At 69.4% G+C, this 14247-nt stretch carries 18 protein-coding genes; 9 read left to right on the plus strand and 9 right to left on the minus strand.

Annotated elements, in window-relative coordinates:
* The first annotated feature begins 58 nt into the window (after positions 1-58).
* Positions 59-1444: a serine hydrolase domain-containing protein gene (locus ACWDEN_RS45205; protein WP_351601000.1), complete on the plus strand. Its 1386-nt coding sequence runs from the start codon at positions 59-61 to the stop codon at positions 1442-1444.
* A gap of 71 nt (positions 1445-1515) precedes the next feature.
* Here ACWDEN_RS45205 and ACWDEN_RS45210 read toward each other — a convergent pair whose 3' ends face one another.
* Positions 1516-1968: a GNAT family N-acetyltransferase gene (locus ACWDEN_RS45210; RefSeq protein ID WP_351600997.1), complete on the minus strand. Its 453-nt coding sequence runs from the start codon at positions 1966-1968 to the stop codon at positions 1516-1518.
* A 9-nt stretch (positions 1969-1977) separates the two neighbouring features.
* The gene (locus tag ACWDEN_RS45215) at positions 1978-2436 is read right to left on the minus strand and encodes a MarR family winged helix-turn-helix transcriptional regulator (RefSeq protein ID WP_351600994.1); all 459 of its coding nucleotides are present in this window, start codon (positions 2434-2436) and stop codon (positions 1978-1980) included.
* A gap of 140 nt (positions 2437-2576) precedes the next feature.
* On the opposite strand from ACWDEN_RS45215, the gene ACWDEN_RS45220 reads away from it, so the two are divergent.
* Both ACWDEN_RS45220 and ACWDEN_RS45225 read left to right on the plus strand, forming a co-directional pair.
* Positions 2577-3785, plus strand: coding sequence for an MFS transporter (locus ACWDEN_RS45220; RefSeq protein ID WP_450863849.1), 1209 nt, complete (start codon positions 2577-2579; stop codon positions 3783-3785).
* Positions 3786-3898: 113 nt separating this feature from the next.
* Positions 3899-4318: a GlcG/HbpS family heme-binding protein gene (locus ACWDEN_RS45225; RefSeq protein ID WP_351600988.1), complete on the plus strand. Its 420-nt coding sequence runs from the start codon at positions 3899-3901 to the stop codon at positions 4316-4318.
* A gap of 72 nt (positions 4319-4390) precedes the next feature.
* On the opposite strand, the gene ACWDEN_RS45230 is transcribed toward ACWDEN_RS45225, so the two are convergent.
* The gene (locus ACWDEN_RS45230; protein ID WP_450863851.1) at positions 4391-5257 is read right to left on the minus strand and encodes a GNAT family N-acetyltransferase; all 867 of its coding nucleotides are present in this window, start codon (positions 5255-5257) and stop codon (positions 4391-4393) included.
* A gap of 151 nt (positions 5258-5408) precedes the next feature.
* Here ACWDEN_RS45230 and ACWDEN_RS45235 point away from each other — a divergent pair, with 151 nt between their 5' ends.
* A complete protein-coding gene (locus tag ACWDEN_RS45235) occupies positions 5409-6041 on the plus strand; it encodes an HAD family hydrolase (protein ID WP_450863852.1) in 633 nt (210 codons plus the stop codon).
* Between the two features lie 258 nt (positions 6042-6299).
* The gene (locus ACWDEN_RS45240) at positions 6300-7625 is read left to right on the plus strand and encodes a globin domain-containing protein (RefSeq protein WP_450863854.1); all 1326 of its coding nucleotides are present in this window, start codon (positions 6300-6302) and stop codon (positions 7623-7625) included.
* Between the two features lie 5 nt (positions 7626-7630).
* Here ACWDEN_RS45240 and ACWDEN_RS45245 read toward each other — a convergent pair whose 3' ends face one another.
* The 5 genes from ACWDEN_RS45245 to ACWDEN_RS45265 all read right to left on the minus strand — a co-directional run bounded on the left by ACWDEN_RS45245 (position 7631) and on the right by ACWDEN_RS45265 (position 11353).
* The gene (locus ACWDEN_RS45245; RefSeq protein ID WP_351600978.1) at positions 7631-8113 is read right to left on the minus strand and encodes an NUDIX hydrolase; all 483 of its coding nucleotides are present in this window, start codon (positions 8111-8113) and stop codon (positions 7631-7633) included.
* Positions 8114-8201: 88 nt separating this feature from the next.
* Complete coding sequence (locus ACWDEN_RS45250; protein WP_351600975.1) at positions 8202-9107, minus strand: LysR family transcriptional regulator; 906 nt, start codon at positions 9105-9107, stop codon at positions 8202-8204.
* 215 nt (positions 9108-9322) lie between these two features.
* The gene (locus ACWDEN_RS45255) at positions 9323-10480 is read right to left on the minus strand and encodes a cystathionine gamma-lyase (RefSeq protein WP_450863857.1); all 1158 of its coding nucleotides are present in this window, start codon (positions 10478-10480) and stop codon (positions 9323-9325) included.
* The gene (locus ACWDEN_RS45260; protein WP_351600969.1) at positions 10477-10968 is read right to left on the minus strand and encodes a low molecular weight protein-tyrosine-phosphatase; all 492 of its coding nucleotides are present in this window, start codon (positions 10966-10968) and stop codon (positions 10477-10479) included. The genes ACWDEN_RS45255 and ACWDEN_RS45260 overlap by 4 nt, the downstream gene beginning before the upstream one ends.
* Positions 10969-10975: 7 nt before the next feature.
* The gene (locus tag ACWDEN_RS45265; RefSeq protein ID WP_208899920.1) at positions 10976-11353 is read right to left on the minus strand and encodes a phage holin family protein; all 378 of its coding nucleotides are present in this window, start codon (positions 11351-11353) and stop codon (positions 10976-10978) included.
* A gap of 57 nt (positions 11354-11410) precedes the next feature.
* Between ACWDEN_RS45265 and ACWDEN_RS45270 the strand changes: the two genes are divergently transcribed.
* The 4 genes from ACWDEN_RS45270 (at position 11411) to ACWDEN_RS45285 (ending at position 13829) form a co-directional block, all read left to right on the plus strand.
* Positions 11411-11728 (plus strand): cupin domain-containing protein, encoded by a 318-nt coding sequence (locus tag ACWDEN_RS45270; RefSeq protein ID WP_351600966.1) that lies wholly within the window; start codon positions 11411-11413, stop codon positions 11726-11728.
* A 162-nt stretch (positions 11729-11890) separates the two neighbouring features.
* Positions 11891-12103, plus strand: coding sequence for a DUF5326 family protein (locus tag ACWDEN_RS45275; RefSeq protein ID WP_351600963.1), 213 nt, complete (start codon positions 11891-11893; stop codon positions 12101-12103).
* 219 nt (positions 12104-12322) lie between these two features.
* Complete coding sequence (locus ACWDEN_RS45280) at positions 12323-13291, plus strand: helix-turn-helix domain-containing protein (protein ID WP_450863859.1); 969 nt, start codon at positions 12323-12325, stop codon at positions 13289-13291.
* A gap of 100 nt (positions 13292-13391) precedes the next feature.
* Positions 13392-13829, plus strand: a complete 438-nt coding sequence (locus tag ACWDEN_RS45285; RefSeq protein WP_228621692.1) for an SsgA family sporulation/cell division regulator — start codon at positions 13392-13394, stop codon at positions 13827-13829.
* A 220-nt stretch (positions 13830-14049) separates the two neighbouring features.
* On the opposite strand, the gene ACWDEN_RS45290 is transcribed toward ACWDEN_RS45285, so the two are convergent.
* Positions 14050-14247 (minus strand): YibE/F family protein (locus ACWDEN_RS45290; RefSeq protein ID WP_450863861.1); only part of this gene is annotated, 198 nt, incomplete at its 5' end.

The following is a 14247-nucleotide window of genomic DNA, read 5'->3' on the forward strand; positions in this document are numbered from 1 at the left end:
TGCGTCCGCTCGGGCAAATGGACTCGACGTCCGCCGCCCGAGCAGCTGAACTGGGCCCATGACGTCATCTCAGGAAGAGCTGCTCCCCGGAACGCGCCGCGCCCTGCTGCACCGGATCGCCGTCGCCCAGGCCGAAGGGCGGGCGCCGTCGCTGGTCGCGGCTGTGGTGCGGGGCGGACAGGCGGTGTGGCACGGGGCGCGGACCTCGGTGGACGGGCACGGGCCGGACGAGAACGTGCAGTACAGGATCGGGTCCATCACCAAGACCTTCACCGCCGTCCTGGTGATGCGGCTGCGCGACGAGGGCTTGCTCGACCTCGGTGACCCGCTGGAGAAGCACCTGCCCGGCACCGGCGCGGGCGAGGCGACGATTGCCGAACTGCTCGCGCACACAGCGGGGTTGGCGGCCGAGTCGCCCGGGCCCTGGTGGGAGCGGACCCCGGGCACCCTGCGCCCGGAGCTGAGCGATGTGCTCGGCGAGCAGCCCCTGCTGCACCCCGTCGGCCGGCGGCACCACTACTCCAACCCCGGCTACACGGTGCTCGGCGCCTTGGTGGAGGAGCTGCGAGGCGCTCCCTGGGAGGAGGTGCTGCGCAGCGAGATTCTCGAGCCGCTCGGACTGCATCGTACGAGCGCGCAGCCGCAGGCTCCGCATGCCGGCGGATGGGCCGTGCATCCGTGGGCGGACGCGATGCTGCCGGAGCCACTGGAGGACCTGGGCAGGATGGCGCCGGCCGGCCAACTGTGGTCGACCACGGGGGACCTGGCGCGGTTCGCCGCGTTTCTGGCCGCGGGTGACGACCGGGTGCTGAGCGCGGAGTCGGTGCGGGAGATGCGCACGCCTGCGGCACCCACCGAGGCGGCGGACCTGCTGGACGGGGCCACGTACGGACTCGGTCTGCAGATCCAGCGCCGTGACGGCCGGCTCCTGGTCGGCCACTCCGGTTCACTGCCGGGCTTCCTCGCGAACCTCACCCTCAGTGTGGAGGACGACGTGGCTGCGGTGGTGCTCGCCAACTGCACCAGTGGACCGCTGCTGGGAGCGGTGGGTGCCGACCTGGTGCGGATCGTCGCCGAGGCGGAGCCGCGGATCCCGGAGCCCTGGCGGCTGCTGAGCGAGGTCGACCCTGCGGTCCTGGACCTGGTGGGGCAGTGGTACTGGGGGACCAACGCCTTCGGTCTTCGGGTGAGCGCCGATGGCCTTCTCGCGCTCGGTCCGCTGACCGGCAGCGGCCGGCGCTCCCGCTTCCGCTCCAACGGTGACGGCACCTGGACGGGGCTGGAGGGCTATTTCGCCGGAGAGCTGTTGCGGCCGGTACGGCGCGCGGACGGGTCTCTGAGCCATCTCGACCTCGGCTCGTTCGTGTTCACCCGGCAGCCGTACGCCCCCGAGGCGCCGGTTCCCGGCGGCGTGGATCCGGAGGGGTGGCGGGGCATCGGCTAGCCGTCCTCGGTGTAGGGGGTGTGTTTCACGTGAAACACACCCCCTACGGTGTTCCTGGTCCGGCGGCGCTGTCAGAGCGGCAGTTTGAAGCCCTCGTGGGTGGCGCTGAAACCGAGCCGTTCATAGAAACGGTGGGCGTCGGTGCGCGTTTTGTCGGACGTGAGCTGCACCATCCGGCACTCCAGCCGGCGGGCGGTGTCGATCGCCCACTCGATCAGCAGGCTGCCCAGCCCGCTGCCCCGCTCATCCGCGTGGATGCGGACGGCCTCGATGAGCGCGCGGGTCGCCCCCTTGTGGGAGAGCCCCGGAATGATCGTGAGCTGGAGCGTCCCGACCACGCGGCCGTCGCGTACGGCCACGACGAGGTGCTGGTTCGGGTCGGCCTCCAGGTGTCCCAGCGCGACCTGGTACGGGGTCATGTTGTCGGGGGACTCGCGCTGGGCACCGAGTGGATCGTCGGCGAGCATTGCGACGATCGCCGGAAGGTCATCGGCGGTCGCACGTCGTATTTCAAGATCTCCCATGCGTGCACCTTATGCAGGCACGTTCAGGGACTCCACGACCCGTACGAGCGGGGCCAGTTCGGGATTCCTGGAAGCCTCGTCCAGGGCCTCGCGCAGGGCGGCGTCATTGGTGGGGCGTGCCTCCTCCAGCAGTCGCAGGCCCGCGTCGGTGACGTTGGTGTAGATGCCGCGCCGGTCGGTGGGGCACAGGTAGCGCTCCAGCAGGCCGCGGTCCTCCAGCCGGGTCACCAGGCGCGTGGTGGCGCTCTGGCTGAGGACGACCGCGTCGGCGACCTGCTTCATCTGCAGATGGCCGCCCTCGCCGTCGTGCTGGCGGCTCAGCACGTCGAGCAGTGAGTACTCGCGCACGCTCAGGTCGTGCTTCGCCTGCAGGGCGCGCTCGATATGCGCCTCGATCCTTCCGTGCAGGGCGGAGAGGGCGCACCAGCCCTGTGCGAGGGCAGTGAGTGCGGGGTCCGTCGCTGTCATGGGCGTTCTCCTCCGTCCCGGAACGGCTGCATCCAGGGTAGAGCAAGTCCGCAATAGAGCGCGATTGCATGTAGCCCGCGTCTGCAAGTATTGTTGGACGCAGGCAAAGCGCATCTGCAATCAATTGGGAAGGTACCCCCATGCCTCTCGCGCTCCTGGCCCTCGCGATCGGGGCTTTCGGAATCGGAACGACGGAATTCGTGATCATGGGCTTGCTGCCCGAGGTCGCGGGTGACTTCGGGGTCTCCATCCCCACGGCGGGCCTGCTCGTGACGGGCTACGCCCTCGGTGTGGTCATCGGCGCCCCGCTGATGACCGTGCTCGGCACCAAGGTCTCGCGCAAGCGCATGCTGATGCTGCTGATGGGCCTCTTCATCGCCGGAAACCTTCTCTCCGCGGTCGCCCCTGCCTTCGCGATCATGCTGATCGGGCGCGTGGTCGCCTCGCTCGCTCACGGTGCCTTCTTCGGTATCGGCTCCGTCGTGGCGGCCGAGTTGGTGGCGCCCCACAAGAAGGCCGGCGCCATCGCCATGATGTTCACCGGCCTGACCGTCGCCAATGTCATCGGCGTCCCGCTGGGCACGCTCATCGGCCAGCATGTCGGCTGGCGCGTCACCTTCGCCGTCGTCGCCGCGCTCGGGGTCGTCGGCCTCGTCGGCATCGCCAAGCTGGTACCCGAGATGCCGAGGCCCGAGGGTGCGCACCTGCGGCACGAACTGGCCGCCTTCAAGAACGTCCAGGTCCTGCTGGCCATGGCGATGACCGTCCTCGGCTTCGGCGGCGTCTTCGCGGCCATCACCTACATCGCGCCGATGATGACCCACGTCGCGGGCTTCGCCGACGGCTCGGTGATCTGGCTGCTGGTCCTGTTCGGCCTCGGCATGGTCGGCGGCAACCTCATCGGCGGCAAGTTCGCCGACCGCGCCCTGATGCCGATGCTGTACGTGTCGCTGGGCGCCCTCGCCCTCGTCCTGGCGCTCTTCACGCTCACCGCGCACAACAAGATCGCGGCGGCCGTGACCATCGCCCTGATCGGCGCTCTGGGCTTCGCGACCGTACCGCCACTGCAGAAGCGCGTGCTCGACCAGGCGCACGGCGCCCCCACGCTGGCGTCGGCCGTGAACATCGGCGCCTTCAACCTGGGCAACGCACTGTCCGCCTGGCTCGGCGGCACCGTGATCGCGGCCGGCTTCGGCTACACGGCCCCCAACTGGGTCGGCGCTGCCCTCGCCGCGGCCGCCCTGGTCCTCGCCGTCCTGTCGGCGGCGCTGGAGCGCCGTGACGGCGCCCGCAGCACCGTGGTCGCCTCCGGGACGGCCGCCGCCCGGCAGACGCCGGTCCACCACTGAGTCCCCTCGCACCACAGGGGCCTCCCCCCGGTATCCCAAGACCTCCGTGCCGCGGCTCTCGTTCCCGGCACGGCAAGCATCCCCTCTCAGCAACACCCGAGGAGAGAACCTCCATGAGCACCACCGCCGTCGCCCCGCTGTCCATCGAGGACGCCGAACTGCTCGTCGCCGCGGCCCGCCGTGCGGCCGAGGAAGCCGGGGTCACCGTCAGCGTCACCGTCCTGGACGCGGGCGGCCACCTGCTCGCCTTCCGCCGGGACGACCGGGCCGTACTGATCTCCGGCGAGACCAGCACCCGCAAGGCGTACACAGCACTGCAGCTGAACACCCCCACCGCCGACCTGGTCGACGCCGTGCAGCCGGGCGGCGTCTTCCACACCCTGCCCACGGCTCTTGACCGGCCCCTGCTGTTCATCGCCGGGGGAGTGCCCATCCACCGGGACGGACGGCTGATCGGCGCGATCGGCGTCGGCGGTGGTGCGCCCGATCAGGACCACGGCTTCGCCACCGCGGCCGTACGGGCACTCGCCTGAGCCACGAGCCCACAGTGACAACGCCGGTCCCGCCGCACGACGCGGCGGGACCGGCGTTCGTCGCACAAAGACTCAGCCCGCGGCGACAGTCAGCGGTGCGAACCTGCGGGTCCAGTCGCCCGGGAGGTCAGCGATGCCGTACGTCATCACGGCGTTGAAGGCCACGGAGGCGAGCCCTCGTGCCTTCGCCCATGTCAGCAGTTCCTCATGCCGTACATCGATGTCGGTGCGCAGGGGACGGTCCGTGTGGGCCGCCAGCGAGCTGATCAGGGCCATGGCGGTCTCCGTGTCCCGGGCCACCAGGGGACCGACAACATGGGTGTCCATGTTGGGCCACGCGGCCGTGTAGCCGATGATCCGGCCGTCCTGCTCGGCCACCCGCAACTGGTCGGCGAAGGCCGGCAGGCGGGTGATCAGGGGAGTGCGGTCGGCGCCGAACACCTCTTCGTCGAGACGCAGGATCGCGGGCAGATCCTCCGCGGCGGCGGCACGCGTGAACACGTGGGTCTCCGGCCCGCCGGGAGTGAAGCGGCCCCTCAGCATCTCCGCCCGGCCCGCCACCTTGAAGCCCAGCTCCTCGTACAGGGGACGGCCGTTGGGTGTGGCGTGCAGGGTGAGCGGTGCGGTCCCCATGGTCGACACGACATGGCGCATCAGGCGGCGCCCGACGCCCTGGCGGGCATGGCGTTCGGCCACCAGGACCATGCCGATGGCGCCGAGATCGGGGCGCCCCCATGGGCCGTACTCCGTAACGACGCATGCGGCGACGAGACCACCCTGAGGGTCGTCGATGCCGAAGCCCTTTCCGGCGGTGAGGAGGAATCCCCACTTGTGTTCCTCGCGTGGCCACCCCCGGTCCTCGGACAAGTCGGCGCAGGCGGTGAGATCGCGAAGCGTCAGACGGCGGATGGGCAGAGCGGCGAGGGAAGGAGTCGACACGCAGGTCAGGCTGTCCGACCGGCACCTTCGACGTCCACCCGTTTCCCTGCAGACACACGTGCTTTTGGTCATGTCGTGGCCCTGTGCACAGCCGGTGGACAGGCGGGAGTGTTTCACGTGAAACCTCGGCGGCCGGTTAGCCTCGGGCGCCATGGCGAGACTTCATCTCTTCGATCTTGACGGCACATTGCTGCACGGCAGTACGGCTCCGGTGGAGATTTCCCGCCAGTTGGGGCTGGTAGAGGAGACCGTGGCGCTGGACCTGGCGATCGCGGAGGGGCGGATCGGCCCGCCGGAGTATGCGGCGCGGGTGTACGACCTGTGGTCCGGTCTGACCGAGGCGCATGTGAGCGCGGCATTCGAGGCGGCTCCCTGGCTGGACCGCATCCGTGAGGTCTGGGCAGAGATCAGAGACGCCGGCGAATACTGCGCGGTGGTGTCGCTCTCGCCGTCCTTCTTCGTGGAGCGACTTCTTGACTGGGGCGCTCATGCGGCTCATGGATCCCGTTTCCCGGCCGTCCCGTTCACCGAGCCCGTGGATCCGTCCGGGGTGCTCAGTGCCGCGGCCAAGGTGACCATTGCCGACCGGCTCTGCGAGGAGTTCGGCGTGGCACGGGCGGACTGTGTGGCGTACGGCGACTCGATGTCGGACAAGGACCTGTTTGCTGTCGTACCGGTTTCCGTGGCGGTCAATGGGGACGCCCACCTGGCAGAACTCGCTACGTACTGGTACACGGGGCGGGATCTGTGGGATGCCTATGAATTGGTTCGTCCTGCCCCCTAGTTGTCGGACTTCATGGTTCGCACCCTTGCCCGATTCGTGAGGAAGGAAGGGGGGACTTGTGTGCACGGCGACGGCCGGTAGGGTCGACTCCGGTTCACGTCCGGGATGGGGTCCACAGTCCCGTGCGGGCCGAGAGCAGGGCAAGCAGCCTAATGGGACGGAAAGCGCGAGACCCGCGTTTCCGGGTATGCGACCGCGGCATCCGATCGGGATGTAACGCTGCGGGGTGCTACGGCAGGCCGCCCGCCGGGGGAAAGCATGCACCTCCTTCGAGGAGGGAGGTGCGCAGACCGACCGCTAGACGTTCGAGGCGAGGCAACCATGGATGCTCCGACCACCACGTCGGGGGAGAACGGAATGTCGGGCGGGTCCGGCTGGTTCACTCCGCGCACGGAACCGTCGGCTCCACTGCCGCCGGACAGCCCAGAGCGCGTGCCGGCTCAGCGACCGGCGTCTGTCGTCGAGGAGGGGTCTGCGGACGCCATCCTCATACGCCGCACGTTGGCCGAGATAGCCCCGATCGCCGACAAGGTCACCTCTTACTTCTACGCGCTGCTCTTCGTCCGCCATCCCGAGCTGCGGGCACTGTTCCCAGCCGCGATGGACGGCCAGCGGGAGCGTCTGCTGAAGGCGCTGCTCACCGCGGCCGAGCACCTGGACAACACCTCGGTGCTCGTCGACTACCTGCAGGGCCTGGGCCGTGGACACCGCAAGTACGGGACGCGCGCCGAGCACTATCCGGCCGTCGGGGAATGCCTGATCGGCGCGTTGAGCAACTACGCCGCCACCGTCTGGAGCCCGGAGGTCGAGGCGGCCTGGGTGCGGGCATACACGACGATCTCCCAGGTCATGATCGACGCTGCGGCGGCGGACGAACTGCGGTCTCCGGCCTGGTGGCAGGCCGAGATCGTCACCCACGATCTCAGAACTCCCGACGTCGCGATCCTCACCGTCCGCCCCGGCCAGCCCTATCCCTTCCTTGCAGGCCAGTACACGAGCGTGGAGACGCCGTGGTGGCCACGGGTGTGGCGGCACTACTCGTTCGCGTCCGCGCCCCGCTCGGACGGTCTGCTGACGTTCCATGTGAAGGCCGTACCGGCCGGCTGGGTCTCCAATGCGCTGGTGCACCGGGCGCGGCCCGGAGACGTCGTACGCCTCGGGCCGCCGACCGGCTCCATGACCGTTGACCATACGACCGACAGCGGACTGCTCTGTCTGGGCGGCGGCACCGGCATAGCGCCCATCAAGGCTCTGGTCGAGGACGTCGCCGAGCGTGGAGAGCGTCGGCCTGTCGATGTGTTCTACGGTGCCCGCACCGACCACGACCTCTACGACATCGACACCATGCTCCGGCTCCAGCAGAGCCACCCCTGGCTGTCCGTCCGGGCGGTCATCGACCAGCAGGCCCATGTCCAGCTCCCCGACGCCCTGCGCGACTACGGCCCCTGGTACGAGTACGACGCCTATCTCTCGGGCCCGCCCGGAATGATCCGTAGCGGCATCGACACGCTCCGGGACATCGGCATCCCGTCGAACCGCATACGGCATGACTCGGTGGAGGAACTGCTCGTCGTCGGGAACTGAGTGCGCTACCCGAGGTCGGGAGCGTGCATGGCGCGCACCCCCTCGATATTGCCGTCCAGATAGTGGCGCAATGACAGCGGCACCAGGTGGACGGAAGCGATGCCGACCCGAGTGAAGGGGACGCGGACGATCTCGTACTCACCGGCCGGCTCGTCCACTTCAGGGCCGTGCCGCCGGGTAGGGTCCATGGACTCCAGTCGGCAGACGAAGAAGTGCTGCACCTTCACGCCGGTCGCGCCGCCGTCCTCGCCGATGTGCTCGACGGTGTCCACGAAGCACGGCACCACATCGGTGATCTTGGCTCCGAGTTCCTCGGACACCTCCCGGTGCAGGGCATCCACGACGGTCGGGTCCTCGGGTTCGACCCCGCCACCGGGAGTGACCCAGTAGGGATCGACACCGGGCTTGGTGCGCTTGATTAGGATCAGGTCGTCACCGTCGAGGAGAATGGCACGGGCGGTGCGCTTGACCACGGGTCGGACGGTCATGGGAGAAATGTGGCCCGGCTGGTTCCACGTGAAACATCGCAAGGAGTCACCTTGTGATCGCCTTCCGTGGACGCTGTGACGGGAGGTCTCAGCACCAGGCCGTGGCCGCCCGCTGAAGCCACTCATGGGCCCGTGCAACGTGAGGCATGGCGAGGGTGCCGGTGCGCACCACCAGGAAGTAGGTGCGCAGCGGCGGCACGGCCGGATCGTGCAGTGTCGCGATCGTGCCGTCTTCGAGGGCGGAGGCACACAGATAGCGGGGCAGCACCGCAAGTCCGGCACCCGCGATCGCGCAGGCGAGCACCGCGCGTAGATCCGGAACGATGACCGTGCCCGAGGCGGCTGGGCGTGAGTCGAAGACGGAGGCCCAGTAGCGCGAGACGAAAGGCAGCGACTCGTGGACCTCGACGACGGGCAGATCCTCCAGTGCGGGCGCCCCCTTCAGGCGCAGTGCCTCCGCACCGATCCGCTCCACCCAGCGAGGGGCGGCGACCAGCACGTGTTCCTCGTCGCAGAGCGGAGTCGCGGTCAGCAGAGCGCCGCGCGGACGGGCCGTACTGATGGCCAGATCATGATGTCCGGCGGCCAGTCCCTCCAGCGTTTCCTCCGCCGTGCCGAAGGAGGCGCGGAGCGCGAATCCCTGGCCGTCGTCGCCGGTCAGCTCGGTCAGGGCGGGCAGGGCGCGTTCGGCGGTGAACTCGGGCGGGCCGGCGAGGTGGAGGGTTCTGAGCGAGGACTCGTCGTCCAGGCCGCTCTCGGCTATCTCGACCAGGGCGTCGAGATGGGGAGCGGCCTTGTGTGCGAGCTCGTCGCCGATGGTCGTCGGGGTCACCCCGCGCGCCTGACGGAGGAAGAGAGGCTTGCCGAGCTGTCGTTCCAGTGTGCGAATCTGCGAGGTGACGGCGGGCTGGGAGAGACCGAGCAGGGCGGCGGCGCGGGTGAACGAACCAGCCCGGTGCACAGTGACGAAAGTGCGCAGCAAGGCCAGGTCCATGGCGTGCCCTCCCTTTGTCTCTGCCCTCCTCCGGCCCCCAGGCAGGACCCAACTATAAATAAGTCGATAGGTCTTTGTCGCTAGCGTGATTGGACACTGACGGAGAGTCAACTAGCCTTGTTCGCACGGTTCTTCGCGCGCAGGAACCGAAGACGGTCCGAGCCACGAGGGGGGAGGCTCGGACCGTCGTGCGCCGTCGGCCGGACGGCCATGGCTCACTCGGCGGACTCGGCCGACTCGTCCAGGGCCCGCAGCACGTCGGCGATCAGATCCTCGGGATCCTCGGCGCCGACGGACATACGGATGAAGCCTTCCGGGACCGCGTCCCCGCCCCAGCGGCGGCGCCGCTCGGCCGTGGAACGCACACCGCCGAAGCTTGTGGCGTCCTCCACCAGGCGCAGGGCCTCGAGGAATCGTTCGGCACGCGCGCGTGTCGGCAGCGTGAAGGAGACCACGCAGCCGTAGCGGCGCATCTGCTGCGAGGCAGTCTTGTGCGAGGGGTCGTCGGGCAACCCGGGGTAGCGCAGGCCGGACACCTCGGGCCGCTGCTTCAGCGCCTCGGCGACCACGAGGGCGGTGGCGTTCTGCCGGTCGACGCGCAGTTGGAGCGTGGCGATGGACCGGTGCGCGAGCCAGGCCTCCATCGGCCCGGAGATCGCGCCGACGATCTTGCGCCAGCGTCGTACGGCGGCCATCGCCTCGGTGTCGCGGCCGGCGACATAGCCCAGCAGCACGTCACCGTGGCCGGTGAGCTGCTTGGTGCCGCTGGCCACGGAGAAGTCGGCGCCCAGCTCCAGCGGACGCTGCCCGAGCGGGGTGGCGAGGGTGTTGTCGACGGCCACCAGGGCGCCCTGCGCGTGGGCCGCCTGCACCAGCCGCCGGATGTCGCACACGTCGAGCCCCGGGTTCGACGGGGACTCGATCCACAGCAGCCGGGCGCCGTCGAGAACTCCCAGCTGGGCCTCGCCGCCGGTGGGGGCGGTGCGCACCTCGACGCCGTACGCCTCCAGCTGGGCGCGGACCAGCGGCAGCACCTGATAGCCGTCGGAGGGCAGCACGACGGCGTCCCCGGCGCGCAGCTGGGAGAACAGCACGGAGGAGATCGCCGCCATGCCGGAGGCGAAGACCAGCGTCTCGACATCGTCCCGCCCGGGCGCCTCCAGCTCGCCGATGGCCCGTTCCAGCAGCGTCCAGGTCGGGTTGTCGTCACGGCCGTACGAGTACGGGCCCGTCACCTCGCCGGGCAGATGGAAGTGCGCCGCGAACACCGGTCCGGGCAGGGTCGGCTCGTGCTTGACCGGTTCGGGCAGTCCGGCGCGTACCGCGCGCGTACCGTCGCCGGTACCGCCCTGGTCCCCGGGGGTGTCGCTCATGCGGCCCGTCCTTCCAACTGCTCGCGTACGGCGGCGAGCAGACCGACGCTCGCCGCCTCGATCATCCCAAGGCATTCCTCGAAGCCGTCCCGGGGTCCGTAGTACGGATCCGGCACGTCGAGGTCGTCCCCGGCGGAGGGATCGTACGAGCGCAGCAGGCGGACCTTGCGCGCGTCCTCCTCGGTGGGCGCGAGGCGGCGCAGGGCCTTGAGATGGCCGGCGTCGAGGGCGATCACCAGGTCGAGGCGGGAGAACCACGACGGCTGGAACTGGCGGGCGATGTGATCGCTGTCGTAGGCGTGCTCCTCGAGGACCGAGACGGTCCGCGGGTCGCCGGGCTCGCCCTCGTGCCAGCCGCCGGTGCCGGCGCTGTCGACCTCCACCCGGTCCTCGAGGCCGGCCTCCGCCACGCGCGCGCGGAAGACGGATGCGGCCATCGGGGAGCGGCAGATGTTGCCGGTGCACACGAAGCAGACGCGGTAGGCCATCGTGTGCTCAGTCCTCGTCGGGCAGGACGACGTGCAGCGCCCAGGAGACGACGGAGACGATCAGGCCGCCGACGACGGCCGTCCAGAACCCCTGCACGTGGAAGCTCAGGTCGAGCTTGCCGCAGACCCAGGAGGTCAGCAGTAGCATCAGCGCGTTCACGACCAGGGTGATCAGGCCCAGGGTCAGGATGAACAGCGGGAAGGTGAGGACCTTCACGATCGGCTTGACCAGCCAGTTCACCAGGCCGAAGATCAGCGCGACGACGATCAGCGTGCCGGCCTTCTTGGCCGTGCTGTCACCCGTCAGAGTGATCTTGTCCAACAGCCATACGGCAACCGCAAGGGCGCCCGCGTTGGCGATCGTCTTGACTACGAAATTCTTCATGTGTCTGATCGTGGCAGACCGGATCGGAACAGTGCAGAGGCGAGGGCGACAGAGGCGATGAAGGCATTCCGGCTGGACGAACTGGAGACGGAGCGAGCCGCCAACGAGGGGGCGTACCTTCAGTTCCTGCGGGAGCGGAACATGTCCGTCGGCCTCTACGCCCTCAACGCGGGCGAGCACGACCCGCAGAAGCCGCACAACCAGGACGAGGTGTACTTCGTCGTCAGCGGCAGGGCGTCGATCACGGTGGGACTGGAGACGACCGAGGTGGCGCGGGGCAGCGTGGTGTACGTGCCGGCCGGGGTTGCCCACAAGTTCCACCACATCAGCGAGGACCTGAGGGTTCTCGTCGTCTTCTCTCCGCCCGAGGCGTGAGCCGGGGCCCCGGGTTCCCTAGGGGACGGGTCAGGGGAGGACAAGGGGCGCGAGGCCCCCGCGGGACCCCTCGTCGGCCCTAGCATCGAGTGCAGAACATCAAGGCCGTACGTGAAAAGGCGTACGAGCACTCAGACGTACGAGACGCAAAGGACGAGGGCGATGCGAGAGATCTTCGCGGGACTGCCGTGGTGGGTGAAGTGGGTCGCGGTGCCGGTCATCGCCCTGGTCGTGTTCGGCGGCCTGATAGCAACCGTGGTCGGGTTCGTGATCGGTCTGCTGTTCAAGGCGTTGATCTTCGTCGCTCTGGTCGGCGGACTCATCTACATCGTGCGCAAGTTCATGTCGAGCTCCTCGTCGCGCAGTGACTGGTGACAGCCCCGGGGACTGGTGACCGGTGACGGCATCACCGGTTCCCGGCAAGGCGATCACCGGTTTCCCTCGGGCGAGGGAAGTTTCCCCGTGTGGCCGTCTGCGTGCGGCGGCGGACGATTAGAGTCCGGAACTCCCGCGGGGTCCGGCCCCGCGGGCGGCGCAGATCCCCACCGTGCTCTTCCCCTGCACGGGCTGCCCCTCGCGCTCCGGGAGTGACCCTTGGCCACGGTTGAAACCGCACCGGCAGATCCGCACGCACCCCCCACCCCACCGCGCTCCTGCGCGCCGCCGGCCCAGCGGCCACCCTCCGTCGTGGTCCCGGGACAACCACACCCCAACGCCGCCTCCGGTCCACCGCACACCATCGACATCCCCGGAGCACCCCACCCAGCGGACACCTCCGGACCGCAGCACACCACCGACGCCCCCGGCCCGCCGGCGGCCGCGACACTCATCGGATCCGTCCAGCGCGCCATGCGCCTTCTCGAGGCCGTCGCCGCACATGCGTACGGCGCCCCCGCCAAACAACTCGCGCGCGAGACCGGCCTCGCCCTCCCGACGACGTACCACCTGCTGCGCACCCTGGTGCACGAGGGCTATCTGCGGCGCGAGAAGGGGCTGTTCTTCCTCGGCGAGGCAGTCGAACGACTGGGCAGCAGCGGAGCACAGCAGAAACGTCGCAGCGCGGTGGCGGACACGCTCGCGCACTGGCGCGATTCCATCGGAGTGCCGGTGTACTACGCGATGTACCGGGACGGCGAGATCGAGGTCATGTGCGTCTCCGAGTCCCCCGAGGCGCCGGCGGTCGAGGAGTGGGCCGACTTCCGCGAGACCGGCCACGCGCACGCCATCGGGCAGTGTCTGCTCTCCCAGCTGGACGAGGACGCCCGCCGCGACCATCTCGCGCGCTACCCCGTGCAGTCCATCACTCCGTACACGGTGCGTGACAACAACGCCCTGTTGCGACGACTGGCCCGGATGCCACGCATGGAGCCGGTGGTGGAGCGTCAGGAGTACGCCCTCGGGACGGTCTGCGCGGCGGTCCCGATCACGGTCGGCACCACGGTGGCCACGATGGCCATGTCGCTGCCCGCCCACCAGGCCGACCGGCTGCTGCCCGCGGCGCGCCAACTGCAGGCGGAGATCGGGCGGCATCTGGGGGCGCTGACCTTCCCTATCAGTATCTGAAAACTTACTCCTTGTGATCTGCCGTGTACGTTCAGCAAGATTTGACCACGGTTAGAGGGATCAGGCCCGGCCAGTCGACGTCCATACGACGGGGTAGACGATGCGCGAGTCCGTACAGGCAGAAGTCATGATGAGCTTTCTCGTGTCGGAGGAGCTCTCCTTCCGCATCCCGGTGGAGTTGCGCTACGAGACCAGTGATCCCTATGCCGTCCGGCTCACCTTCCATCTGCCCGGTGACGCACCGGTGACCTGGGCGTTCGGGCGTGAGCTGCTGATCGACGGCGTCGGCCGGCCGTGTGGGGAAGGGGATGTGCACATCGCGCCCGCCGATTGCGAGGTGCTGGGCGAGGTGCTGATCAGGCTTCAGGTGGGCAGCGACCAGGCCCTGTTCCGGTCCTCCGCGCCGCCGCTGGTGGCCTTCCTGGACCGCACGGACAAGCTGGTGCCGCTCGGTCAGGAGGGCGCGCTGGCCGATTTCGACGCCCATCTGGAAGAGGCCCTGGACCGCATCCTGGCCGAGGAGCAGAGCGCCGGCTGAAGCGTTACGGCACGGGCGCCGGGTGCTCCGCCGTGCCGCCTGGAATCGTGCAGGAACGCTTCTGCAATGGGGAGCTGAGGTTCGGTCGGCTACCTCGGCGCGCATCGGCCGCGCCGGCACCGGCTCACTGCTTGCGTGAGTCGGCTATAGACGGGCCTGCTGCTGCTTGAGTCCGCCCCAGACGGGCTGGCTCACTGCCGCTCGCGTCGGCTTGCTCGCCTTACCGCTTCCGGCGTCGCCCCCGGCCCCCGCGTGCCGGGACGGGCTGTGCCCCGGCCGGTGCCGGGGTGCTCGGACCGGTGCGGTCGGCCGAGACCACCAGGGCGGCGAGCAGTGTGGTGACCGGGACCGAGGCGACCAGGCCGATCGAGCCGACCAGGGTGCGCACGATCTCTTCGGCGACCAGCTCGCTGTTGGC

It is taken from the genome of Streptomyces sp. NPDC001153, from assembly GCF_053598315.1.

Bases quoted from the DNA above. Each gene is read 5' to 3' on its own strand.
- ACWDEN_RS45210 (WP_351600997.1), bottom strand. From the start codon at position 1,968: ATGGGAGATCTTGAAATACGACGTGCGACCGCCGATGACCTTCCGGCG.
- ACWDEN_RS45275 (WP_351600963.1), top strand. From the start codon at position 11,891: ATGCGAGAGATCTTCGCGGGACTGCCGTGGTGGGTGAAGTGGGTCGCG.
- ACWDEN_RS45265 (WP_208899920.1), bottom strand. From the start codon at position 11,353: ATGAAGAATTTCGTAGTCAAGACGATCGCCAACGCGGGCGCCCTTGCG.
- ACWDEN_RS45270 (WP_351600966.1), top strand. From the start codon at position 11,411: ATGAAGGCATTCCGGCTGGACGAACTGGAGACGGAGCGAGCCGCCAAC.
- ACWDEN_RS45205 (WP_351601000.1), top strand. From the start codon at position 59: ATGACGTCATCTCAGGAAGAGCTGCTCCCCGGAACGCGCCGCGCCCTG.
- ACWDEN_RS45255 (WP_450863857.1), bottom strand. From the start codon at position 10,480: ATGAGCGACACCCCCGGGGACCAGGGCGGTACCGGCGACGGTACGCGC.
- ACWDEN_RS45235 (WP_450863852.1), top strand. From the start codon at position 5,409: ATGGCGAGACTTCATCTCTTCGATCTTGACGGCACATTGCTGCACGGC.
- ACWDEN_RS45220 (WP_450863849.1), top strand. From the start codon at position 2,577: ATGCCTCTCGCGCTCCTGGCCCTCGCGATCGGGGCTTTCGGAATCGGA.
- ACWDEN_RS45250 (WP_351600975.1), bottom strand. From the start codon at position 9,107: ATGGACCTGGCCTTGCTGCGCACTTTCGTCACTGTGCACCGGGCTGGT.
- ACWDEN_RS45245 (WP_351600978.1), bottom strand. From the start codon at position 8,113: ATGACCGTCCGACCCGTGGTCAAGCGCACCGCCCGTGCCATTCTCCTC.
- ACWDEN_RS45225 (WP_351600988.1), top strand. From the start codon at position 3,899: ATGAGCACCACCGCCGTCGCCCCGCTGTCCATCGAGGACGCCGAACTG.
- ACWDEN_RS45240 (WP_450863854.1), top strand. From the start codon at position 6,300: ATGCACCTCCTTCGAGGAGGGAGGTGCGCAGACCGACCGCTAGACGTT.
- ACWDEN_RS45215 (WP_351600994.1), bottom strand. From the start codon at position 2,436: ATGACAGCGACGGACCCCGCACTCACTGCCCTCGCACAGGGCTGGTGC.
- ACWDEN_RS45285 (WP_228621692.1), top strand. From the start codon at position 13,392: ATGCGCGAGTCCGTACAGGCAGAAGTCATGATGAGCTTTCTCGTGTCG.
- ACWDEN_RS45260 (WP_351600969.1), bottom strand. From the start codon at position 10,968: ATGGCCTACCGCGTCTGCTTCGTGTGCACCGGCAACATCTGCCGCTCC.